The following is a 22644-nucleotide window of genomic DNA, read 5'->3' on the forward strand; positions in this document are numbered from 1 at the left end:
ACCAGACTAACCGCGCAGCGCCGCCGGTTCGCCTTCGTCCACAGGCCGTGTGGAATCCAGGTGGGCCCACACGATGAGCCGGTGACTGTGTCCCCACTCCGGATCGCACGTGGTCAGGGTCAGATACCGGCCCGCACGCGTGTACCCGGACTTACGTGGCACAGGGTCGATCACCTCAACGTCCGTGGGAACCGTTTTGTAGGGCCCTTTGTCGATCCGATACGTGAACCAGGTCGTCCCGTCGGTCAGCACGACCGCGTCCCCGGGCCGCAGCCTGGGGAAGTCCACGAGGGGATCGCCGTACGTGCGCCGGTGGCCGGCGACCGCGAAGTTCCCGGTCCCGCCGAGACGGGCGGTGCCCGCGTAGTGGCCGAGGCCCTTCTTCAGGGTGTTCACGGCCGTGTTCTCCAGCACCGGCTTGTGCCATCCCCGGCCCAGCCGCGGGATGTACATGATCGCGAAGGGCTTGCCGGGCACGTACGGCGCCGCCTTCCGCGGGGCCGCCGGGCTTCCGGCGGTCGTTCCCGGCGCCGCGGTCTGCCGGGCCCACTGGTCGTGCAGCACGTCGATCTGGTGGTTCATCGCCCCGTCCGCCCGCACACCGGTCCAGAACAGGACGTAGACGACGAAGAGGGCGATCAGTGTCCCCACGGTGATGCACAGCTCGCTGACGGTCCTGACCACAACGCGCACCGGCAGCTCCTGAACGGCTCAGCTCACCCCGCGGGCTCGGCGTAGTGCAGATCCACTGTGCCCGAGTAGCCGGGCAGAGTCACCGTCCCGTCCTGGGTGACTTTCCAGCCCAGGCCGTACACATTCACGTACACCATGTAGTTCTGGATCGCCGTCGAGTCCGACAGCGCCCGGTTCAGCTTCTCCGGGTCCCCGACCGCGGTGATCTTGTACGGCGGCGAGTAGACCCGGCCCTGCAGGATCAGCGTGTTGCCCACGCAACGCACGGCGCTGGTGGAGATCAGCCGCTGGTCCATGACCTTGATGCCCTTGGCGCCGCCCTGCCACAGCGCGTTCACCACGGCCTGGAGGTCCTGCTGGTGGATGACCAGGTAGTCGGGCTGCGGCTCCGGATAGCCCGGCAGCTTCGCGGTGGCGTTCGGCGGGGCGTCGTTGAGCGTGACGGTGATCGCCGTGCCCCTGACCGGCTGGGTGCCCGCGCTCTCCTCCAGCCGCGCGAGCTTGTCGTCCTGCGCCTTGGTGCTGCCGTCGTCCCGCTCGGCGAGGGCCTCCACGTCGTCGCGCAGCGAGGCGTTGGACTCGTCCAGCCCCTTGTTCTTGCGGCTGCGCTCCTGGATGAGGTCGGACAGCTTCAGCAAGGACGTGTCCGTGCGGATATTGGTGCCCTTGGCCGTATTGAAACTGGTGAAGAAAATGAGCCCCGCGAGGGCGAAGACGGCCACCGTGAGCACCCGCACGGGCCGGAAACGGCGGCCCCGGGCAGGACTGGATCCGGCCTGGGGGGAGTCGGCAGAATTGCTCAACGTACCCTTATCTCCTTCGGCACCGCGGAAGCACTACGCTAACGGACGCCCGGGGGAGCCCAAGAGTCCCCTTGTACGCTGCCCCGGAGCCAGCCACAGTTCCCTGCGCGGCCACGCAGCGCATCGACAGGAGAGACCCTCGTGCCGAAGTCACGTATCCGCAAGAAGGCCGACTACACGCCGCCGCCGTCGAAGCAGGCGACCAGCATCAAGCTGAACAGCCGGGCCTGGGTCGCGCCGGTGATGCTGGCCATGTTCCTCATCGGGCTCGCCTGGATCGTCGTCTTCTATGTGACCGACGGCTCGCTGCCCATCGACAAGCTGGACAACTGGAACATCGTGGTCGGCTTCGGGTTCATCGCGGCCGGATTCGGCGTCTCCACGCAGTGGAAGTAGCGGCGACTTCCCTGTGAACTCAGCTCTGCCCACGGCTATCCGCTGAGTTATCCACAGCGGTTTCCACAGTGGGGAAAAAGAAAGACGATCTGTGGATAACCCGTCGGGTGTTGACGCCGATACGACTGTCAGACCCCGTCGGACGATGACTCGGACACCTGTTCGCACCCGCTCTGACCTGCGTGAACGTCGGTCGGCACCGGGGGGCACGGGTGTTCGCGCACAGTGTGCACAAGATTCGCCACCCGCTGTGGACAACCGGGCACCTCAGGTGAGCTGAGCCGTCCTGACCAGGGTCATGACCACGACGACCAGCAGGACCACGGCGCAGGTGCCGTACTGCACGAGGGCGCGGTGCCGGCGGGGGGCGTGGACCATCGCGTAGCCGGTGACGACGCCGGCTACGAGACCGCCGATGTGGGCCTGCCAGGCGATGCCGCTCCAGCCGAAGGTGAAGATGAGGTTGATCACCAGCAGGGCGATGACCGGCCGCATGTCGTAGTTGAGGCGGCGCATCAGGACGGCGGTGGCGCCGAAGAGGCCGAAGATGGCGCCGGACGCGCCGAGGGAGGGCTGGTTCGCGGCGGCGAGCAGATAGGACAGGGCGCTGCCGGCGAGGCCGGAGACGACGTACAGGGCGAGGTAGCGGGCGCGGCCGAGGGCGGCTTCGAGGGGGCCGCCGATCCACCACAGGCTGAGCATGTTGAACAGGATGTGGACGTAGCCGGCGTGCAGGAACATCGCCGTGAGCATGCGGTACCACTGGCCCTGGGCGACGCCCTCGACGCCGCCGAGGAGGGGGACGTAGGCCTGGCCGATGAGCTCGAGACGGTCGGTGAAGCGGTCGCCGACGGCGAGCTGGACCAGGAAGAACGCGAGGTTGGCGCCGACCAGGATCTTGGTGACCAGGCGGGGGTCGGCGGTGACGGTGCCGCCGGCGAGGGTGCGGGGGCGGGCGGCGGCCGGGAGCCGGCCGGTGCCGGAGCCGCCGCGGGCGCAGTCGGGGCACTGGAAGCCGACGGAGGCGTCGACCATGCACTCCGGGCAGATCGGGCGTTCGCAGCGGGTGCAGCGGATGCCGGTCTCGCGGTCCGGGTGGCGGTAGCAGCCGGGCAGGCTTCGGGCGTCCTGCGAGCTGCCTGCCGCGTGGTCCATGACATCCCCTAGGTCGTCGTACACCGGTGGGCGGAATGCACCGCCCCGCCCATCTTTACGGATGAGCGGGGCGTTTGGTTCCTGCCGTGCGGGGACTGTGCCCCGGCGGTCTCGGTCCTCGCGGTCTCAGCCCTCGCGGGTCTCGATGACGACCGACTCGATGACGACGTCCTTGACCGGGCGGTCGGTGCGCGGGTTGGTCTGAGTGCCGGCGATGGCGTCGACGACCTTCTGGCTGCCGGTGTCGGTGACCTCGCCGAAGATGGTGTGCTTGCGGTTCAGCCACGTCGTGGGGGCGACGGTGATGAAGAACTGCGAGCCGTTGGTGCCCGGGCCGGCGTTGGCCATGGCCAGCAGGTAGGGCTTGTTGAAGGAGAGGTCCGGGTGGAACTCGTCCTCGAACTGGTAGCCGGGACCGCCGGTGCCGTTGCCCAGGGGGTCGCCGCCCTGGATCATGAAACCGCTGATCACCCGGTGGAAGACCGTACCGTCGTAGAGCCGGTCCGTGGACTTGGCGCCGGTGGCGGGGTTGACCCACTCACGCTCGCCCTGGGCGAGCTCGACGAAGTTCCGGACCGTCTTGGGGGCGTGGTTCGGCAGGAGCCGGACTTCGATGTCGCCGTGGTTGGTCTTCAGGGTGGCGTAAAGCTGCTCAGCCACGATCTGCCTTCCGTTGTCTTCCTGTGACCCCCTGATCCTCGCACGGCCGGGGCCGCGGGGGGCGCGCTCGGCGTCGATCCGTGGCATTGTCGACGACAAGCTCCTGTTGCACCGTATTCATCCTCTATTGGACTCCGCCAACATGCCTCGGGGTCTGTTGGCAGGCATGATCCGTAAAAGGGTGGAAAGTCGATTACCGTACGCCACCGAGGAGGAGGAACCCGTGACCCGCATCGACAGCGTGCGCGCCGCGACCGGTTCGGCGAAGGACAGCGTGCTGCACGCCGCGGAAGTGGTGGCGCCCTACGCCGACACGGCCAAGGACAGGGCCGCGCACTACGCACACGAGGCCCGCGTACGGCTTGCGCCCAAGGTGTCGCTGGCCGCGGATCAGGCCCGCGTCCAGTACGACGCGTATGTCGCGCCGCGGCTGGAACAGGCCCGGACGCATGTGCCGCCGAAGGTCGACCAGGCCGCGCACGAGGCGGCGGCCGTGACGCGCCGGGCGGCTCGGCAGGCCGCCGACTACTCCCGGCCGAGGATCGAGCAGGCGGTCGCCGCGGCCGGGCCCGTCCGGGACGAGGCCGCCGCGCGTGGGGCTGCCGCGTTGGCCGCGTTGCGCGGCCAGGTGTCGCCGAAGGAGATTCAGAAGCTGGCCCGTAAGCACCAGCGCCGTGCGCGGGCCGGGCGTGCCGCCCGGTTCCTGCTGGTGCTCGGCGCGGTGGCCGGCGGCGCCTTCGCCGCGTGGAAGTGGTGGGACAAGCAGGCCAACCCGGACTGGCTGGTCGAGCCTCCCGCCGCGACCGAGGTCCCCGAGTCCGGCAATCTGACGTCCGTGGACGGCAGTGGCCAATCCGTCCTGGACCCGGAGGTCCAGGCGAAGCAGGCGGAGGAGGAGGCAGCGAAGGGCGACGACCAGCGCTGACCTGCCACCACGAAGCCCGGAGCCGCGATCACACCCCGCGCCTCCGGGCTTCCGCACGTCCGCCTTCGATCCTGCGCCGCCGGGCGTGGTGCTGCCGCAGCCGCCGCTCGATGCGCTGGACTCCGTCCCGCAGCCCGATCAGCTCCATGTCGAGCAGGTAGGTGCGCACCTTGCCGGGCGACGTCGCTGTCGCGCAGGAGCAGGGCGATGGTGAGGACGGCTCGGCGGGAGTAGAGGGTGAGGCTGGACCGGGGCTGTGGATGACTTCCTGGATAGCGCGACACGATGTCACGCTTGAATTTCGCCAGGTCGGAGCCACGGTCACGCCGAAGTACGCCGCCACCATCACCGTCGTCACATGCATCCCGTCCGGGAGTAATGACAGTAGAACCGGTCCGCGGTTCCCCCGAATTGTTCGTGGTGTTGTCTGTCAGCTCTGGTTCGCACCTGACCTACTCTTCCCCCGCCCTTTGCCGTGGGTGTCGGTGGCGGCCAACCATGGCTGGACCGCCGGGATCCGGAATTCCCGTCGTCTTGGTTCACCTTTGCTACGGGAGACGACCAGTGACAGTGACGACAACGCTCCCGGCGCTTCAGCAGCCGGACTGGGGTGATGATCCGCGGCTGCCGGGGGTGCGGGAGCGGCTCGGGGCGAGTGCGGCGTTGGTGTCGGCCGCACGGACACGGCGCCTGCGGGCGCTGCTGGCCGAGGTGGCGCAGGGCCGGGCCCTGGTCGTGCAGGCCGGTGACTGCGCCGAGGACTTCGCGGAGTGCGGGCGCGCGCACGTGGTGCGCAAGGCCGGCCTGCTGGACGCGCTGGCGGGCGTGCTGACCGCCCGCTCGGGGCTTCCGGTGGTGCGCGTCGGGCGGATCGCCGGTCAGTACGCCAAGCCCCGCTCGCAGCCCAGCGAAATCATCGACGGCATCGAACTCCCCGTATATCGCGGGCACATGGTGAATTCACCGGTCGCCGACAAGGACGCCCGCCAGCCGGACCCGCTGCGGCTGCTGCGCGGATACGCGGCCGCCCGGAACGTTCTGCGGCATCTGAATTCCGGCGTGTGGACCAGCCATGAGGCGCTGCTGCTCGATTACGAAATGCCGTTGACGCGGCTGGACGAGCGCGGCCGTCCTTTTCTCGGCTCCACGCACTGGCCGTGGATCGGCGAGCGGACCCGGCAGCCCGACGGGGCGCACGTCGCCCTGCTGGCCGGCGTGGTGAACCCCGTCGCCTGCAAGGTCGGCCCGGGCACGAGCGTCGACGAGGTGCTGGAGCTGTGCGCCCGCCTCGATCCGGACCGTGAGCCCGGCCGGCTGACCCTGGTGGCCCGGATGGGCGCGGACCGCGTCGGCGAGCGGCTGGCCCCGCTCGTGTGGGCGGTGCGGGCGGCCCGGCATCCGGTGGTGTGGCTGTGCGACCCCATGCACGGCAACACCGTGACCGCCGCCTGCGGGCTCAAGACCCGGCGTCTGGAGGCCGTGACCGCGGAGGTGCGGGCCTTCCAGCGGGTGGTGCGCTCCAGCGGCGGTGTCACCGGCGGGCTGCATCTGGAGGCCACGCCGTACGAGGTGACGGAGTGCGACCTCGGGCCCGGGGCGCCCGCGGGGCCGTACACGACCCTGTGCGATCCCCGGCTCAATCCGCGTCAGGCCGTCGCCGTCGTCTCGGCCTGGCGGCCCTAGTCCAGCCGACGTTCGTTTTCTTGGAGGTACGTGGTGGTGGAGCGAGTCGCCCTGGTCACCGGGGCCGCCGGCGGGATCGGCGGTGCCGTGGTGCGGGCGTTGTGCGAGCGGGGCACCGTGGTGGCCGCGCTGGACCGCGACGAGGTCCGGCTGGCCGAGACGGTCGAGAAGCTGCGCGGCGACGGGCACGAGGTGCGCGGATGGGCCGTCGACGTGACCGACGGCGCGGACGTGGAGCGGGTCGTGGGCGCCGTGGAGGACACCCTCGGCCCGGTGGAGCACCTCGTCAACGCGGCGGGCGTGCTGCGGCTGGGCGAGGTGTCCGGGTACGGCGACGAGGACTGGCGGTCGACGTTCGCCGTGAACACCGACGGCGTCTTCCATCTGTGCCGGGCCGTGGTGCGCCGGATGGTGCCGCGCTCCCGGGGCGCCATCGTCACCGTGGCGTCGAACGCGGCGAGCACGCCCCGCGTCTCGATGGCGGCGTACGCGGCGTCGAAGGCGGCGGCCGCCATGTTCACCAGGTCGCTCGGCCTGGAGGTGGCCCGGCACGGCATTCGCTGCAACGTGGTGGCGCCGGGCTCGACCGACACCCCGATGCTGCGCTCCATGTGGCGGGACGAGTCGGGGCCGGCCGCCACCGTCGAGGGCGACCTCGGCGCCTTCCGCACCGGCATCCCGCTGGGCCGCGTCGCCCGGCCCGAGAGCGTCGCCGACGCCGTCGCCTTCCTGCTGTCCGACCAGGCGTCCCACGTCACCCTGCACGTCCTGACCGTGGACGGCGGGGCGTCCCTCGGCAACTAGCCGTATCTGTCGCCGACTTCGTGTGAAAGGACCCCGTCCCCCATGCCCGGCATACCCACCATCGCCCCCTATCCCCTGCCCACCGCCGGCGACCTGCCCGTCAACACCGCCGCCTGGACGGTCGACGCGGAGCGGGCCGTCCTGCTCCTGCACGACATGCAGCGCTACTTCCTCGCGCCACTGCCCGACTCCCTGCGCGCCGAACTCGTCACCCGGGTCGCGGCGTTGGCCGACCGGGCGCGCGCCCTCGGCGTCCCCGTGGCGTACACCGCGCAGCCCGGCGGCATGACCGACCAGCAGCGCGGACTGCTGCGGGACTTCTGGGGTCCGGGCATGCGCACCGCGCCCGCCGACCGCGAGATCGTCGGCGAACTGGCGCCTCGGGACGGCGACTGGCGGTTCACCAAGTGGCGCTACAGCGCCTTCTTCCGCTCCGACCTGCTGGAGCGCATGCGCGCGCACGGCCGCGACCAGCTGGTGGTGTGCGGGGTGTACGGGCACGTGGGCGTGCTGATGACGGCCGTGGACGCGTTCACGCACGACATCCGTACGTTCCTGGTGGCCGACGGCGTCGCGGACTTCGGGGCGGCCGAGCACCGGCGGACGCTGGAGTACGCGGCCCGGTGCTGTGCCGTGGTGACGACCGCGGAGGAGGTGTTCCGGTGAGCCGGAGGAGTCTGCTGGAGCGGGTGCTGGGCGGCCCGGGGCTGCCGTACGCGATGCTGCACCGGCCGGAGACGAACGGGCCGGGGCTGCTCGACGTGCTCACCGGCCCGGTCGCGGAGGTCGGCCGGCTCGCGGAGCTGCCGCTGCCCGCGGGGCCCGGCGAGGCGGTGCTGGCGCTCGTCCCCTACCGGCAGCTCGCCGAGCGCGGGTTCGCCGCGCCGGACGACGGGACGCCGCTGCTGGCGATGACCGTCGCCGAGCGGGAGACGGTGGCCGTGGACGACTTCCTCGACCGGGCGCCGCGCGGGCCGGTGGAGCTGAGCGGCGGGTGCTTCGACGTCGGCGACGACGCGTACGCCGAGCTGGTGCGGCGGATCGTGCGGGACGAGATCGGCACGGGCGAGGGCGCGAACTTCGTGCTCAAGCGGACCTTCGTCGCCGACCTCACGGACTACGGGCCCGCCACGGCGCCGGCTCTCTTCCGGCGGCTGCTGACGCTGGAGTCCGGCGCGTACTGGACGTTCCTGATCCACACCGGTGAGCGCACGCTCGTCGGGGCGACGCCGGAGCGGCACGTGAGTGTGCGTGGGGGCGCGGCCGTGATGAACCCCATCAGCGGCACGTACCGGTATCCGGCCGACGGGCCCACGCTCGACGGCGTTCTGGAGTTCCTCGCCGACCGCAAGGAGGCGGACGAGCTGTACATGGTGCTCGACGAGGAACTGAAGATGATGACCCGCGTCTGCGACGACGGCCCGCGGGTGGTGGGACCGTACCTGAAGGAGATGGCCCGCCTCGCGCACACCGAGTACTTCATCGAGGGGCGTACGCGGCGGGACGTCCGCGAGGTCCTGCGGGAGACGCTGTTCGCGCCCACGGTCACCGGGTCGCCGGTGGAGAGCGCGGCGCGGGTGATCGAGCGCTACGAGCCCGGGGGACGGGCGTTCTACAGCGGGGTCGCGGCGCTGATCGGGTGGGAGGACGCAGGGTCGTACTCGCTGGACTCGGCGATCCTCATCCGGACCGCCGAGATCGACGGCGGGGGCCGGTTGCGGCTGTCGGTGGGGGCGACGTTGGTGCGGCACTCGGACGCGGAGTCCGAGGCGGCGGAGACGCGGGTCAAGGCGGACGGTCTGCTGCGGGCGCTGGGCGCCGGCGGCGGTGACCGCGCGTCGGATGCGGCCCCGCGCTCCTTCGAGGCGCATCCCCACGTCCGCGGCGCTCTCGAACAGCGGAACGCCTCGCTGGCCCGGTTCTGGCTGGCCGACGGCGTGGCGGAACCGCTGCCCGGCCTCACCGGTGCCCGCGTGCTCATCGTCGACGCAGAGGACACCTTCACGGCCATGCTGGGGCGGCAGTTGGACTCGCTCGGGCTCGACGTCACCGTCCGCCGCTTCGACGAGCCGTATGCCTTCGCCGAGCACGACCTCGTCGTCCTCGGACCGGGGCCCGGCGATCCCCGGGACGTCGGCCATCCCAAGATCGCCCATCTCCGGGGCGCCGTCGACGGGTTGATCGCCGCTCGCCGGCCGTTCCTCGCCGTGTGTCTCAGCCACCAGGTGCTGGCCACGCGGCTCGGCTTCGCGATGGTCCGCCGGGAGGTGCCGAACCAGGGGGTGCAGCGGGAGATCGAGCTGTTCGGGAGCCGGGCCCGGGTCGGTTTCTACAACACCTTCGCCGCCCGTTCCCACGCCGACCGCGTGAACTGCGTGGGCGCCGGCCCCGTGGAGGTGAGCCGGGACGCGGACTCGGGCGAGGTGCACGCGCTGCTCGGGGCGCACTTCGCGTCGGTGCAGTTCCATCCGGAGTCGGTGCTGACGCAGGACGGTCCGCAGCTGGTGGGCGGGCTGCTGGCCTGGCTGCGGCGGCCGGTGGCGGTGGGCTGAGCGGGCGTACGGCGATGGGGCCGGCCTCCTGGACGGGGGCCGGCCCCTTCGGTGTGCCGTCGGTCAGCCGCGCAGTGCCCGGTCGACCAGGTCGCCCGCGGCGCCGGTGTACGCCGCCGGGTCGCACAGGTCCGCCAGTTCCCGGGCCGTCAGTGTCACCTCCGGTACGGCGGCGAGGAGTTCGGCCAGCGGACGTCCCGTCCGCGCGGCCCGCGCCGACAGGCGGGCCAGCAGCTGCCTGGCGGCCGTCCTGCCCAGGCGCGGGGCCAGGACGGCCGCGACGCGTTCCGAGACGACCTGGCTGCCGGTCAGGGCGAGGTTGGCGCGCATGCGGTCGGGGCGGACCTGGAGGCCCTCGGTGAGTTCGACGGCCGTGTGGGCGGCGCCGCCCGCCAGGCGCAGGCATTCGCGCAGCAGGAGCCACTCGGCGTGCCAGGCGCCGGCCGAGCGTTCGTCCTCGCTCAGCAGGCACTGGGTGAGGCCGGCGGCCAGGACGGGCACCTGGAGGGCCGCGCCGCGCAGCAGGGTGGCGAGGACGGGGTTGCGTTTGTGCGGCATCGCGGAGGAGCCGCCGCGTCCGGCGCCGCCCGGCTCGGCGACCTCGCCCACCTCGGTGCGCACCAGCGACTGCACGTCCACGGCGATCTTGCCGAGCGCCCCGGCGGTGAGGCCGAGCGCGGCGGCGAGGTCGGCCATGGGGGTGCGCAGCGCGTGCCAGGGCAGGACGGGCCGGTCCAGTCCCGTCTCGGCGGCGTACGCGTCGACCAGCCGGTCCACGTACTCCCCGCGGTCCACGGCACCTTCGCCGTCCAGTGCCGCGTACTGGAGGTAGCCGGCGAGGGTGCCGGCGGCGCCGCCGAGGGAGACCGGCAGGCGTACGGCGGCGAGGCGTTCGCGGGCGTCGAGCAGGAGCCGGTGCCAGCCCGCGGCCTTCAGGCCGAAGGTGGTGGGCACGGCGTGCAGGGCGAGGGTGCGGCCGGCCATCGGGGTGTCCCGGTGGGCGGCGGCCAGGGCGGCGCACGCCGCGGCCGACCGGTCGAGGTCGGCGAGGGTCAGGGCGCGGGCCCGGGCGGCGACCAGCATGGCGCCGGTGTCGAGGATGTCCTGGCTGGTGGAGCCGCGGTGCACGTACTCCGCGGCGGCCGGGTCCACGTCGGCGACCGCGCGGCCGAGGGCCTGGACGAGGCCGACGACGGGGTTGGCGGTCTCCCGGGCGGCGAGCGCGAGCCGCCGCGGGTCGAGCCGGGCGGAGCGGGCGACGTCACCGATGGTCTCGGCCGCCCACCCCGGCACGGTCCCCAGCCGGGCCTGGGCCCTCGCGAGCGCCACCTCGGCGTCCACCATGGCCCGCAGCCACGCCTGGTCCCCGACGACGGCCTCCACGGGGGTGCCGGCACGGACGGGGGAGAGCAGTCCGGCGTCGAGGAGTCCGGCCTGCCGGTCCGTTCCTGTCGTGCCGTCCGTCTGCGCGGGGGCGCTCATACGATCACTCCGGTCAGGTCGGTGTCCGTGCCCACCGCGCGGATGCCCGAGGGGGGTTCGGTCACCGGGGGCAGGGCGAGGGCGGCACGGGCGATGGCGTCCGAGTCGGTCAGGGTGACGGAGTCGACGCCCGGGCGGATGCCGGCCGCGGTGACCCAGTGGACGGACTCGGTGGGCACGCCGTAGGCGAAGCGGCGGGGGTGGGCCCGGCCGCGGGCGTCGAGGAGGCGGTAGGGGCGCTCGGTGACGGCCAGGCCGCCGGTCTCGTACGCGGGGCCGCCGGCGCTGGGGATGCGGTACGGCGCCGCCTGCTCGGTGTCGAGGAGGTGCTGCAGGAGGGGGTCGTCGGTGCGGCGCAGGTCGGGTTCGGGGAGCCGGGCCTCGATCAGGACCGTGGCGCGCACCGGCGGGCCGGGGACCTGGGCGGAGTCGGCGACGAACGCGGGCGCGCGGGTGTCGATGCGGACGCGGGTACCGGGACCGGTGACCGTGAGGACGCCCGCCTCGATCAGCGCGGTCATCTCCTCGATCCGGGAGGCGGGCGGGCCGATCGACAGGAACGCGTTCAGCGGCGTGTACCAGCCCTCCAGGTCGTCGCGGTGGGAGGCGCCGTCGAGGCCGCCGTGGTCCACCGCGAGACGGATCTCGTTGCGCAGGTCGCGCAGGACGTCGAGGGCGGCCTTCAGGGGGCCGCTGACGTTGCCGGCGCGGGCCGCGCGGACGTCGGCCCGCAGATGGGCGAGGAGCCAGGTCCGGAAGTCGTCGCGGTCGGCGAACTCCCGGTCGCCGTAGGGGCGCGAGAGCCGCTCCCAGTCCCAGCGTTCGGCCGGCGGGACGGCGTACGCGTCGAGCAGGGCCGCCTCCTGGTCGGCGGGGGCGGCCAGGAAGCGTTCGACGAAGCCGTCCTCCTCGGCGCCGCGGCCGTGGGCGCGCAGGAGGGTGGCGTAGTAGACGCTCTCGACCTCCTTGCGGATCAGCGGCCACAGGTCGTGGGTGAAGTCGAGGTGCGGGCGGGCCCGCAGGGCGGCGACGAGGGCGGGGGTGAGCAGGCGCGGGTGGTGGCGGCCGTGGGCGCCCTTCTCGTTCTCGCCGCGCGCGTGGTAGGGCACTCCGCGCCGGGAGAACGCGTACAGCCGGGGTTCGCGGCCGGAGGGCCGGTAGGTCAGGGCACCGTCCTGCCCGCGGGTGTAGGTGCCGCCGCGGCCGGCCGTGAACAGGGCCATGTGGTCGAAGAAGTTCAGGCCCAGGCCGCGCAGCAGCACGGGCCGGCCCGGCTGTACGGCGTCGAGGTCGAGGTCGGCGGGGTTGGCCGGGGGGACGTAGGTCAGGTAGTGGATGCGGGCGAGGCTCGCGGTGCGGGCCTCGTGCGGGGTGAGCCGGGCCGGGACGTGGCCCTGGGCGAGGACGATCGCGTCGAGGCTGTTGAGCCGGGTGCCGTCCTCCAGGCGGACGCCCTGGGGGCCGCCGGGGATGCCGAGGGTGTCGGCCATGGCGAGGGCACGGCTGCGGTGGACGCGCACGGTGACGTGGGCGGGGGCGCCGGCGACGATGCGGCGGAAGCAGTCGGCGAGGTAGCGGCCGTAGAAGGCGCGGGTGGGGTAGGAGTCGGGGCCGAGCCGGGCGGCCTCCCGGAGGGTCTCCTCGTCGTGGTCGCCGAACGGGCCCAGCAGGGCGAGCGATGCGGCCCACTCGTGCAGGGTCGGGCCCGGTTCCACGGGGCCCTCGATGCGGACGGAGTCGTCGGTGTAGACCGTGATCTGGGAGGCCACGGTGTTCATCAGCAGGTGGCGGGACTGTTCGGCGCGCCACACGGCCCCGGCGCCGGGGGCGGCGGGGTCGACGACGTGGACGAGGAGTTCGTCGTGGGTGGGCGTGTGCCGTTCGTTGGCGAGGAGCCGTTCCAGGACGGACAGGCCGCGCGGGCCCGCCCCGATCACGCAGATCTCGGCGCGGTTCATGCCGGGGCCTCGGTGAGCAGGCGGGCGAGTTCGAGGCGCTTGATCTTGGTGGTGGCCGTCTGGGGGAGGTCGCTCTGCCGCCACTGGACGGGTGCGGCGAGGGCGGGCAGCCCGGTCAGGGCCTCCTTCCAGCGGGCCAGGTCCAGCGGGGTGTCGTCCCGGGTGCAGACGACGGGTACGGGGACGCCGTCCGCGCCGTGCACGACGATGACCTCGACCAGCTCGGGCAGCCGGCCCAGCAGCGTGTCCTCGATCTCCAGGGTGCTGTCGATGCCGGGGATGCTGTCGACCTCGCGGTCCAGCAGGTGCAGACAGCCCCATTTGGTGCGGTAGCCGAGGTCGCCCATGCGCCACCAGCCGTCGTTGACCTGCTTCTGCCAGCGGGCGTGCTCGCCGAGGTAGGTGAGGATGCGGCCGTCGGTGCGGACCTCGATGAAGCCGGGGTTGGCCTTGGTCACCGGGTTGCCGTCCCGGCTGACCACGCGCACGCCCGTCATGCCGGGGAAGGGCATGCCGACGCAGCGGCCGTCGAAGGGGTGGCGGTCGGTGTAGGTGCGGGCGGCGACGGGGCCGACCTCGCTCTGGCCGTAGATCTGGGCGTAGCGGGGGTTCCGGCGGCGGGAGGCGCGCAGCATCGTGGCGACGGTGCGCGGGTGGATGGCGTCGAAGGTGGAGGAGAAGTACTTGACGTGGGCCAGCGGCGCCCGCGGGTCGTCGGCCAGGACCTCCCAGCGCAGCAGGGTGTTGGGGTGGGTCTCGACGATGCCGGGGCGCAGCCGGGCGAACAGCTCGGCGACGGCGGCCGGTTCGTCGTCGCGCAGCATGAGCAGGGGGTGGCCCTGCAGGAGGGTGATGGGCATCGCCGTGAACAGGCGGGAGTGCACGAAGGACATGTGCATCGCGACCGGTTCGCGCCGGCCGATCAGGGAGACGACGCTCGCCTGCGGGCGGTAGCGGGCCTGGAAGGTGCGGCCCGTGTGCACGGCCAGCTTGGGGATGCCGGTGGTGCCGGAGGTGTGGGTGATGAGCACCGGGTGGTCGGGGGACATCGTCACCGGGTCGACGCGGGGGGCGCCCGCGAGGCCGGCGAGGGGGGTGGCGTGCGGGTGCCGGCCGGTGGCGAGCAGCACCTTCTCCGTCAAGCCGACGATCTCGTGCGGGAGATGACGCTCCAGCTTGTCCTGGTCGGTGATCAGGTACGGCCGGCCGGTGCGGCGGACGAGTGCGGCGACCGTGGCACCGTCCAGCTTGGGCGACAGCAGCACCGCGGTGGCGCCGATGCGGGCCACGGCGACGGCGAGCAGGGTGATGTCGAAGCCGTCCGACTTGTGCAGCACCACCCGGTCGCCGGGGCGGACCCGCGCGGCCCACAGCCGGGCGGCGAAGTCGTCGACGAGGTCGGCGACCTCGGTGACCGACATCCGGCGGCCGGTGCCGGGCGCGATGTCCAGGTCGTGGTCGAGGACGACGAAGTTCGCCGGGAACCTGGCGGCCGCACGGTCGAAGAGCGTGCCGAGCCGGATTCCGTTGTTCGCTATCCGCTGCAGAAACATGTCCGCCTCCTTATCGGCCCTGCTGCTCGACGATGTTCTTGATCCGCCGGAGGGTGGCCGCGAGATCGCCTTCGATCTTCGCGCCCCATTCGGCGACGAACTTCTCGCGGGCCGGCTCGTCCATTTCCGCGGTGATCGCGCGAATTCCCTCGGTGGCCCGGCCCATACGGAAGTGGTGGACGAGGGTGCTGAGCCCGGGCCTGGTGCCGGGCGCGAGGTCGAAGCCCCACACGCTCTCCTGCCGCTTCCCGGCCGCGGTGCGCATGGCCCAGCGGAAGGTGCGGCCGGGCTCGGCGGCGATGACCTCGGCCTCGGTGTACCAGGTGCCGCGGACGACGGGGGCCCAGCCGACCACCTCGTCGGCGCGCTCGTTCTCGCCGCGGAAGACGGTGCCGACGGCCGCCGGGGGGCCGCCGACCCAGACGCCGCCCCGGCATTCGGGGCTCCATTCGCGGCTGCGGGGCAGATCACTGACGACGGAATAGATTCCGTCCGGTGTTCCCTTGATCTGTATTTCCGCGCGGAAGTCGAACAGCGGGGAAGCGTCGACGATGCTGACAATGCTTTCGGTCGTCATATCGGGAAGCGTGACGACCGCGGCCGTACGCGGTCAACGAAAGCCCCGAGGGTGCGTCAAGTCCCCGTACGCAGAATGATTTTCCCGCGCACTTCGCCGTTTTCCAGCCGCCGGTGCGCTTCGGCCGCCGCGCTCAGCGGCAGCACGTCGAGGGAGGGCGGCCGCAGTGCCTTGCGCGCCGCGAGGGGGCCCACGACGGCGGCGGCCTCGGCGAGTTCGGCGGTGGTGGCGTGCGAGATGGCGAAGCCGTGTACCGAGGTGTCCTTCAAGTAGAGCGGGCCGACGGGGAGTTCGGGGCGGGTGCGCAGTCCGGCGAGCAGGACGATCCGGCCGCGCCGGGCGAGCGCGGCCACGGCCGGGTCGAGGTCGTTGACGCCGGCCGCGTCCAGCCACAGGCCGACGGCCTCCGGCTGCCGCGGGTGGTGACGGTCGACGAACTCGGCGGCGCCCAGCGACCGGCAGTACGCCTCGTCGCGTGCCGAGGCGACGGCGACGACACGGGCCCCGGCGCGGGCGGCGAGGACGACGGCGGCGCTGCCGACGTTCCCGGCGGCGCCCACGACCACCACGGTCTCGCCGGCGCGCAGCCGGCCGTGCGTGAACAGGCCCAGGTACGCGGTCGCCGCCCCGTGCGCCACCGCCACCACGTCGAGCGGATCGGCGCCCTCGGGCAGCCGGTACAGCCGCTCCACGGGGACGACGGCCAGCTCGGCGGCGGCCCCCTGGCGTCCCTCGTGGCCGAGGCTGTTGCACCACACCCGGTCGCCGGGCGCGAACCCGGGCGCCCCCGGCCCGGCTTCGACCACCGTCCCCACCAGGTCCCGTCCGACGACGAACGGCAGCGGCACGGGGGTGCGCCAGGCACCGGACCGCACGAAGGTGTCGACGTGGTTGACGGCGACGGCGTCGACGGCCACGAGCACGTCCGTGGGACCGGGCACGGGGTCGGGCAGCTCACCGTGACGGATGACGTCCGGGGGGCCGAAGTCTTCGATGTAGGCAGCGAGCATGGTCTTCTTCCAGGGGCGGGGAGCGGGACCGGGTGGTGGAGCCCCGGCGGACGGCCGGTGGGTGCTCGGGTGGGGGCCGCCTTCCGGGTCCCCCCTGCGTGCCGGGGCTTTCCCCCGTATCTCGCGCGTCAGTCGGCGGTCCGCGCCGCCGGCCGCTCCCGGTACCAGTCGGCCGCCTCCGTGAGCCGGGTCGCGTGGCCGGGACCGGTGGGGCAGCCGGTGCGGGACCACAGCGCGGTGCGGTACCAGCGGTCCTCGGCCAGGAGGCGGGCCTGGTGGGCGCTGACGGTGCCGGGCGTCTCGGCCAGGCGGGTCAGGTAGGCGTCGAGGGGCAGGCCCGCCGAGGGGACCGGCAGGTCCAGCGCGGCGCCGAGCAGGGTGGCGAACCCGCGCAGGGTGAGGGTGTGCGGGTGGGCGGCGTGGTGGACGCCGCCGGGGGCGACGAGGTCGGGGGTGCGGGCGAGGACGGCCAGCAGCCGGGCGAGGTCGGCGACGGCCACCAGGGACAGCAGGGCCGTGCCGTCGCCGGGCAGGGCCGGTACGCGGGCGAGGAGTTCGGCGATGCCGGGGACCACCCACACGTCGCCGGGGCCGTACACCAGCGGCGCCCGGACCACCGTGCCGCCGGCCGCCCGCACGGCGTGCTCGGCCTCCAGCCGGGTGCGGCTGGTGGCCGAGGTGGGCGCGGGCTCGCGCTCGTCCTCGCTCAGCCCGCGGTGCGGTCCGGCGCCGTAGACGGCGGTGGTGCCGACCAGCACGGTACGGCGCACCCCGGCGCGCGCGGCCTCGGCGAGCAGGGCGCGGGTGCCGTCGACGTTGACGGCGCGGCAGCGCTCCTCGTCGGCGCCGATGAAGGAGGCGCAGTGCAGCACGGTGTCGGCGCCGTCGCACAGGCCGCGCAGGGAGGCCGGGTCGGTGAGGTCGGCGACGGCGTACTCGACGCCGGGCACGGCGGCGGAGGCGTCCGGCACACGCCGTACCGAGGCACGCACCGCGCCGCCGTCGCCGGCCAGGGCCCGCAGCGCCGCCGACCCGATGAACCCGGTGGCGCCGACGACCAGCACGCGGCCCGTCATGACGCCCGCACCGTGAGCTCGCCCTCCGCGGCGACCTCGCCGTCCTGGACGAGGGTGACCCGGGCGGGGCGGCCCGGCGACCGGGGCAGCGCGGCGGTGACGTGGCAGGGGCGGTCGAGTTCGACGTAACGGCGGAACTCGGCGCTCAGGGAAGGGATCACGATCCGTTCGCACCCCGTGGCGACCTGGACGGCCTGCCGCATCGCCTCGATCAGGGCGCGGCCGGGCATGTGGTCGCTCTGGCTGTCGAAGACGACCGGATGACCGGGCTCGGCCCGCAGCCGCCACACGTCCCGCCTGCCGGTCGCCGCCAGCAGCACGTCCGCGGGCCGGTCGCGCCCGACCAGCGCCGGGGGCAGCGGCTCGGGGACCTCGGCGACGGCGCGGGGGCGGGGCGGGCGCAGCCTGCCGTACGCCGCCGGGGTCACGCAGGTCGCGGAGGCGGCGCCGTGGCCGACGCGCAGGTCGCCGCGGTGCAGGTCGACCTCGAAGCGGAAGGAGGACAGGCGGCCGCCGCGCCGCCGGACGTCCGCGAACCGTACGGTCGCGGTGGCCGGGGAGAGCGGCAGGCCGGCGTCGAGGACGGACTCGGGGACGTCGTAGCGCAGGTCCCAGAGCAGGAAGCGCAGGTCGGTGGGGGCGCCGTAGGCCATGTGCGCGACCGCGGCGCCCGCCTGGCGGATCGTCTCCGCCATCAGCATCGGGTTGTGGCCGCCGCCGGGGAGCGGGGCGAACAGCGCGTGGGCGTGGGGCCAGCGGGTCGCCATCCGGTAGGTTCCGTCGGCGCGGGACTGGAAATGCGTGAGCAGGACGTCCCGGTCGTCGGTCCGGTGGACGAACTCCCGGGGTATCGGCAGGAGCGCGGTCACGGGTGGTTCCCCCTTCGCGGCGGGGCGTTCGGCTCTGGCGTGAGGCCAGTATGCCAAAAAACAGGATGCGCGGTCTGTTTAAGCGAGGAAAGCGGGGCGCTCACCACGTGATGTACCTCACTCATTTGCGGACGGGCCGCCATGGAGGGGGTCATTCCGCCCACGGTCTCCAAGTCGGGACTGGGGAAACAGACCGGGTGGTCGGGTAGAGTGGGCGGCACACACGGCTCGGAGGGAAGTCATGGCCAAGCAGGCGCGCGCGGTGCAGACCCGGCGTTCGATCGTGGAGGCCGCGGCGAGCGTGTTCGCCGAGTACGGCTACGAACGCGCGGCCACCTCGGAGATCCTGCGCCGGGCGAACGTGACCAAGGGCGCGATGTACTTCCACTTCCCGTCCAAGGAGTCACTCGCCCAGGCGATCATGGACGAGCAGACCGGGCTGGTGACCGTGCCGCCGCACGTCTCGCCGCTGCAGTCGGTCATCGACATCACGCACCAGTTCGCGCACGTCCTGCGGCACGACCCGATCGCCCGGGCCGGCACCCGGCTGTCGATAGAGGGCGTCTTCTTCCACGGCACGCACCCGTGGGGTGACTGGTTCGACCTCACCACCCGGCTGCTGGCCGAGGGGCAGGACCAGGGGGAGGTGCTGCCGCAGGTCGTGCCCCGGGAGACCGCCGAGTTCATCGTGGCCACCTTCACCGGGGTCCAGCTGGTCTCCGAGGCCGTCAACCGCCGGGCCGACCTGCGCGTCCGGGTCGCCGTCATGTGGCGGCACATCCTGCCCTCCATCGCCCACCCGGCCACCATCGCCCGCCTCCGCCCGGAGGGTGCCACGGACCCGGTCGCGGCGACCTCCCGCGAGACGGCCACGGAGAACGCCGGGGTCGGCAGCAGCGGGGCGGAGGTCAGGGCCGGCTGACAGGCCGGCCGGAGGGGTACCAACGCCGGGTTCCCCGACGGGTATCCCCCGAGGCACCAGCACGGCGGGAACCCGCCCCGACCCGATCACCGGGACTCTCCCAGCAGGTCCATGACCTGCCGGCCCGAAGCCACCTGATCCGTCCCCGGCAGCGCCGGACACGGACGGCTGGGGACCGGGACCACCCCGGCCGCCCTCGCCCTAGCTGTATTGACCCGGAGCGTTGTTCACGCGGCTGATGGGTGGCTGGCCGCCGAGTGCGGTGTGGCAGCGGTGGTGGTTGTAGGTGTGCAGGAAGTCTGCCAGGGCGTCGGTTCGTTCGGTGTTGCTGGTGTAGGGCCGCAGATAGGCCCATTCGTCGAGCAGGGTGCGGTTGAAGCGTTCGACCTTGCCGTTTGTCTGCGGCCGGTAGGCGCGAGTCAGCTTGCCGGCCGCGCCGAGGTCGGCCAGCGCCTGTCGCCAGGCGAAGCTCTTGCGGTAGGGCCAGGCGTTGTCGGTCAGGACCCGCTCGATGCGGTCGATGCCGCAGGCGGTGAAGAAGGCGGCGGCCCGGCGCAGGAAGGCGGCGCAGGTGGCGGCCTTCTCGTCGTCGTGGATCTCGCTGTAGGCGATGCGGGAGTGGTCGTCGACGGCGGAGTGGACGTAGTCGAAGCCCACGTTGTTGCGGCGGGCGCGGCCGGCCTGCCGGCCCAGGACCTTGTGGCCGCCGCCGTCGGGGATGCGGCCGAGTTTCTTGACGTCGACGTGGATCAGTTCGCCGGGCCGGTCGCGTTCGTAGCGGCGGATGACCTGGCCGGTGGGCCGGTCCAGGAAGGCCAGGCGGTTCAGGCCGTGGCGGGTCAGGATGCGGTGCACGGTGGAGGCGGGCAGGCCCAGGATCGGTCCGATACGTGCCGGGCCCAGCTTGCGGTCCTGCCGCAGACGGCAGACATGCGCCTCGGTGGCGGTCGTGGTTCGGTGCGGTGTCCTGCGCGGACGGCTGGAACGGTCGACGAGACCGCTCTCGCCCTCCAACCGCCAGCGCCGGATCCACTTGTGAGCTGTGGGCCGCGAGATACCCATCTCGGCTGCGACATGCGCGACCGGACGGCCGGAACGGACACGCTCGACCAGCAACCGCCTGCCGTGAACGGTCAGCCGGGCATTACGGTGGGACACGAAGGCCTCCGTGCGGTGAAGATTCGACACCTCCACCACACACGGGGGCCTTCGCCACGATCAAGACCGGCCCGCGTTAACAACGCTCGTGATCAATACACCTAGCCCTCGCCCTCGCAGCAGCTCCATCGGCACCCCGTCCACGGGCCACCACCCTCACCGCCGCCCGCACAGGAGCCACCACCGCCGCCCACCCGGCAACTCCATCGGCGCTCCACCCAGGCGTCCCCGTCATCGTCGACCGCCCAGCAGGGCCGCCGTGTGGGCCGCCGAGGCGAGGGTGATGTGGCGGTGCCAGCCGTGGTAGGAGCGGCCCGCGAACTCGCTGAGGCCGCTGGGCTCGCCCACCTCGCGGTAGTCGCGGGCGACGCGGCGCACCAGCTTGGTCAGCCGCAGCAGGGCGCCCGGCGGCGAGGACGCCATGCCCGACAGCCACACCTCGGCCGGCGGACGCTGCGGGTCACGCCACTCCGCGAGCAGCAGCATGCGCTCCGCCCCCGCGTCGCCGCCGCGCCCCGCGGTCACCCGGATCGCCGCCGCCAGTGACGTGCGCACGGCCGGCGTCGGCGCGCCCGCGTCCAGCCACTGCACCGGACGGCGCAGCCCCGTGACCGACCGCATGATCTGCTGGGCCGGCAGCGGTCCGGCCCCGTACCCGGGCAGTGCCGGGTCGGCCACCGTCAGCCGGTCGCCCGGGTTGATCCGCGCCAGGAACGGCACCCCCAGCGCCCCGAGGGTGTCCAGCGCGCCCCGCAGTTGCGGCGCCCGGGCGTCCAGCAGCACCGGCAGCGTGGGCAGCCCCCAGCCGGCCACCTCCAGCACCGCGGCCGCGGCACAGGCGGCGAGGTTCTCCTCGGGCAGCGACTCCGGTATCTCCGCCCGCCGCCGCCGGTCACTGTCACCGAGCCACGAACCGGGCAGGTACATCCGCCAGTTGACCGGCGCGCTGGCGTGCTGCGCCGCCATCCACACGCCGAACGCCTGCTGGCCGTTGACGGTCTGCCCGAGGTGCGGGACGAAGTGCCGGTCGACGCCGACCGAGTGCTCCCCGACCTTGGGTATCTGCATCGACTGCACCACCCAGGCCTGCGGCTCCAGGGTCTTGTGCACGTACTCGGCCAGCACCCGGCGCATCCGCTCCCAGTCCCAGGGGGAGCAGGAGACGAAGTGGTGCAGGCTCTGCTCGGTGGCCGAACCGCCGCTGACGCTGGCGATGTTGCGGATCGACTTGCGCCCCTTGGCCGTCAGCAGACCGCGCAGGTACTTCTCGCCCTTCTCCCGCTGGTCGCGCCGGCGCAGCGAGGCGAAGAGCAGGTCGGCCAGTTCGGCCAGACCGTTGTCGACGGAAGGTGTTTCAGGCCTCAGGACGGCAGTGCTCACGGTGTCCCCCTTTGGGTGTGTGTGTCCGACAGCCACCTGAATGCTCAAGAACAAGCCACACATTAAAAACCGGGCGCGCGGTTTGTCAACGTTCGCTGGTCAGCACCCCCCGCACCCCACATGGTCACGAAAGTGCAGGTAAAAGCCCTGGTGATCGCGATGGACAGGAAGGGGATCTTCCACATTCAGCCCTCCCCTCCCTGACCTTTGACAAACCGCACGCCCGGTTTCTAATGTCGTCGTGTCGGGTAAGACCAAGGAGCCACTGAGGCCAGAGCGTGGGGGCGATGGGGTCGTGGTGAAACAGTCGTGGTGAAACAGGAGCGGGCCGAGCGGACCCGGGCCAAGCTGGTCCGCGCGGCCTCGACGGTGTTCGACCAGGTCGGCTACGAACGGGCCGCTCTCACGGCGATCAGCGATCTCGCCCAGGTCACCAAGGGGGCGCTGACCTTCCACTTCGCGGCCAAGTCGGATCTGGCCCGGGCCGTCCAGGCCGAGGCGTGCCGGATCTCGGGCGCGGCGCTGGCGGAACTCGCCGAGCGCGGCGCGCCGGGGTTCGAGATCGCCGTCGACATGGTCGACACGCTGGTGCGGATGCTGGAGAGCGATGTCGTCGTCCGCGCGGGGGCCCGGCTCACCCAGGAGCTGCAGACGCCCGAGGACCCCTCGCTGCACTGCCAGCTGGGCTGGCTCGACGCCCTCTTCCGCGCCCTGCGCCGGGCCCGCGCGGACGGCTCCCTGCTGCCCGGCGTCGAGGTCCGCCCGGCCACCGGCGTGCTGATGTCCCTGGTGGTCGGCGCCGCGTCGATGACCCGCTCACCCGCCGAACTCGCCTTCGGCGACGGCCCGTTCGCCTCCCGGCAGACCTCCCGGGAGTGGCTGGTGCGGATGCTGGAGGTCGTGCGGCCGGCGCTGTCGCAGGAATGAACCGGTGCGGTCGCAGGAAGACAAACGGCGAACGGCCCGTCTCCCCGTGAAGGAGACGGGC

At 72.8% G+C, this 22644-nt stretch carries 22 protein-coding genes; 8 read left to right on the top strand and 14 right to left on the bottom strand.

The window, feature by feature from the left end:
• Window positions 1-6: 6 nt before the first annotated feature.
• A complete protein-coding gene (locus ACYF6T_RS16120; protein ID WP_461696936.1) occupies window positions 7-693 on the bottom strand; it encodes a class E sortase in 687 nt (228 codons plus the stop codon).
• A gap of 23 nt (window positions 694-716) precedes the next feature.
• Window positions 717-1496 (bottom strand): DUF881 domain-containing protein, encoded by a 780-nt coding sequence (locus ACYF6T_RS16125; protein ID WP_461696937.1) that lies wholly within the window; start codon window positions 1494-1496, stop codon window positions 717-719.
• Window positions 1497-1637: 141 nt separating this feature from the next.
• Here ACYF6T_RS16125 and crgA point away from each other — a divergent pair, with 141 nt between their 5' ends.
• The gene (gene crgA, locus ACYF6T_RS16130) at window positions 1638-1892 is read left to right on the top strand and encodes a cell division protein CrgA (RefSeq protein ID WP_461696938.1); all 255 of its coding nucleotides are present in this window, start codon (window positions 1638-1640) and stop codon (window positions 1890-1892) included.
• Between the two features lie 267 nt (window positions 1893-2159).
• On the opposite strand, the gene ACYF6T_RS16135 is transcribed toward crgA, so the two are convergent.
• Complete coding sequence (locus ACYF6T_RS16135) at window positions 2160-3047, bottom strand: rhomboid family intramembrane serine protease (RefSeq protein ID WP_461696940.1); 888 nt, start codon at window positions 3045-3047, stop codon at window positions 2160-2162.
• A 126-nt stretch (window positions 3048-3173) separates the two neighbouring features.
• The gene (locus ACYF6T_RS16140) at window positions 3174-3707 is read right to left on the bottom strand and encodes a peptidylprolyl isomerase (protein WP_461696942.1); all 534 of its coding nucleotides are present in this window, start codon (window positions 3705-3707) and stop codon (window positions 3174-3176) included.
• A 223-nt stretch (window positions 3708-3930) separates the two neighbouring features.
• Here ACYF6T_RS16140 and ACYF6T_RS16145 point away from each other — a divergent pair, with 223 nt between their 5' ends.
• Window positions 3931-4632: a DUF5324 family protein gene (locus ACYF6T_RS16145; protein ID WP_461696943.1), complete on the top strand. Its 702-nt coding sequence runs from the start codon at window positions 3931-3933 to the stop codon at window positions 4630-4632.
• Between the two features lie 28 nt (window positions 4633-4660).
• Here the strand turns inward: ACYF6T_RS16145 and ACYF6T_RS16150 are convergent, their stop codons facing one another.
• Window positions 4661-4801, bottom strand: a complete 141-nt coding sequence (locus tag ACYF6T_RS16150; RefSeq protein ID WP_461696944.1) for a hypothetical protein — start codon at window positions 4799-4801, stop codon at window positions 4661-4663.
• Window positions 4802-5196: 395 nt separating this feature from the next.
• Here ACYF6T_RS16150 and ACYF6T_RS16155 point away from each other — a divergent pair, with 395 nt between their 5' ends.
• Genes ACYF6T_RS16155 through ACYF6T_RS16170 form a run of 4 tightly spaced genes read left to right on the top strand, consistent with a single transcriptional unit; the run spans window position 5197 to window position 9671 of the window.
• On the top strand, window positions 5197-6315 hold the full coding sequence (locus ACYF6T_RS16155; RefSeq protein ID WP_461696945.1) for a 3-deoxy-7-phosphoheptulonate synthase: 1119 nt from the start codon (window positions 5197-5199) through the stop codon (window positions 6313-6315).
• 33 nt (window positions 6316-6348) lie between these two features.
• On the top strand, window positions 6349-7119 hold the full coding sequence (locus ACYF6T_RS16160) for a 2,3-dihydro-2,3-dihydroxybenzoate dehydrogenase (protein WP_461696946.1): 771 nt from the start codon (window positions 6349-6351) through the stop codon (window positions 7117-7119).
• 42 nt (window positions 7120-7161) lie between these two features.
• Window positions 7162-7785, top strand: a complete 624-nt coding sequence (locus ACYF6T_RS16165; protein WP_461696947.1) for an isochorismatase family protein — start codon at window positions 7162-7164, stop codon at window positions 7783-7785.
• Between the two features lie 53 nt (window positions 7786-7838).
• Window positions 7839-9671, top strand: a complete 1833-nt coding sequence (locus tag ACYF6T_RS16170; RefSeq protein WP_461697115.1) for an anthranilate synthase family protein — start codon at window positions 7839-7841, stop codon at window positions 9669-9671.
• Window positions 9672-9734: 63 nt separating this feature from the next.
• On the opposite strand, the gene ACYF6T_RS16175 is transcribed toward ACYF6T_RS16170, so the two are convergent.
• From ACYF6T_RS16175 to ACYF6T_RS16205, 7 genes are all read right to left on the bottom strand, one after another.
• A complete protein-coding gene (locus ACYF6T_RS16175) occupies window positions 9735-11153 on the bottom strand; it encodes a nitrosuccinate lyase (RefSeq protein ID WP_461696948.1) in 1419 nt (472 codons plus the stop codon).
• Window positions 11150-13111, bottom strand: a complete 1962-nt coding sequence (locus tag ACYF6T_RS16180; RefSeq protein WP_461696949.1) for an FAD/NAD(P)-binding protein — start codon at window positions 13109-13111, stop codon at window positions 11150-11152. The genes ACYF6T_RS16175 and ACYF6T_RS16180 overlap by 4 nt, the downstream gene beginning before the upstream one ends.
• Window positions 13108-14664 (bottom strand): class I adenylate-forming enzyme family protein, encoded by a 1557-nt coding sequence (locus tag ACYF6T_RS16185; protein WP_461696950.1) that lies wholly within the window; start codon window positions 14662-14664, stop codon window positions 13108-13110. The genes ACYF6T_RS16180 and ACYF6T_RS16185 overlap by 4 nt, the downstream gene beginning before the upstream one ends.
• 10 nt (window positions 14665-14674) lie before the next feature.
• Complete coding sequence (locus ACYF6T_RS16190; RefSeq protein ID WP_461696951.1) at window positions 14675-15241, bottom strand: SRPBCC family protein; 567 nt, start codon at window positions 15239-15241, stop codon at window positions 14675-14677.
• A gap of 56 nt (window positions 15242-15297) precedes the next feature.
• A complete protein-coding gene (locus ACYF6T_RS16195) occupies window positions 15298-16251 on the bottom strand; it encodes an alcohol dehydrogenase catalytic domain-containing protein (protein WP_461696953.1) in 954 nt (317 codons plus the stop codon).
• Window positions 16252-16379: 128 nt separating this feature from the next.
• The gene (locus ACYF6T_RS16200; RefSeq protein WP_461696954.1) at window positions 16380-17327 is read right to left on the bottom strand and encodes an NAD-dependent epimerase/dehydratase family protein; all 948 of its coding nucleotides are present in this window, start codon (window positions 17325-17327) and stop codon (window positions 16380-16382) included.
• On the bottom strand, window positions 17324-18196 hold the full coding sequence (locus ACYF6T_RS16205) for a ScbA/BarX family gamma-butyrolactone biosynthesis protein (protein ID WP_461696955.1): 873 nt from the start codon (window positions 18194-18196) through the stop codon (window positions 17324-17326). Before ACYF6T_RS16205 ends, ACYF6T_RS16200 begins: the two co-directional genes overlap by 4 nt.
• Before the next feature lie 241 nt (window positions 18197-18437).
• Here ACYF6T_RS16205 and ACYF6T_RS16210 point away from each other — a divergent pair, with 241 nt between their 5' ends.
• Entirely contained in the window at window positions 18438-19118 is a 681-nt protein-coding gene (locus tag ACYF6T_RS16210; RefSeq protein WP_461696957.1) for a ScbR family autoregulator-binding transcription factor, read from the top strand.
• A 201-nt stretch (window positions 19119-19319) separates the two neighbouring features.
• On the opposite strand, the gene ACYF6T_RS16215 is transcribed toward ACYF6T_RS16210, so the two are convergent.
• Both ACYF6T_RS16215 and ACYF6T_RS16220 read right to left on the bottom strand, forming a co-directional pair.
• Window positions 19320-20276 carry an IS481 family transposase gene (locus tag ACYF6T_RS16215; RefSeq protein ID WP_461696958.1) on the bottom strand — a complete coding sequence of 319 codons (957 nt, stop codon included), beginning with the start codon at window positions 20274-20276 and terminating at the stop codon, window positions 19320-19322.
• A 231-nt stretch (window positions 20277-20507) separates the two neighbouring features.
• Complete coding sequence (locus tag ACYF6T_RS16220) at window positions 20508-21704, bottom strand: IS701 family transposase (protein WP_461696960.1); 1197 nt, start codon at window positions 21702-21704, stop codon at window positions 20508-20510.
• Between the two features lie 261 nt (window positions 21705-21965).
• Between ACYF6T_RS16220 and ACYF6T_RS16225 the strand changes: the two genes are divergently transcribed.
• Window positions 21966-22583: a ScbR family autoregulator-binding transcription factor gene (locus ACYF6T_RS16225; protein ID WP_461696962.1), complete on the top strand. Its 618-nt coding sequence runs from the start codon at window positions 21966-21968 to the stop codon at window positions 22581-22583.
• Window positions 22584-22644 lie beyond the last annotated feature (61 nt).

This window comes from Streptomyces sp. 7R007 (assembly GCF_054850255.1).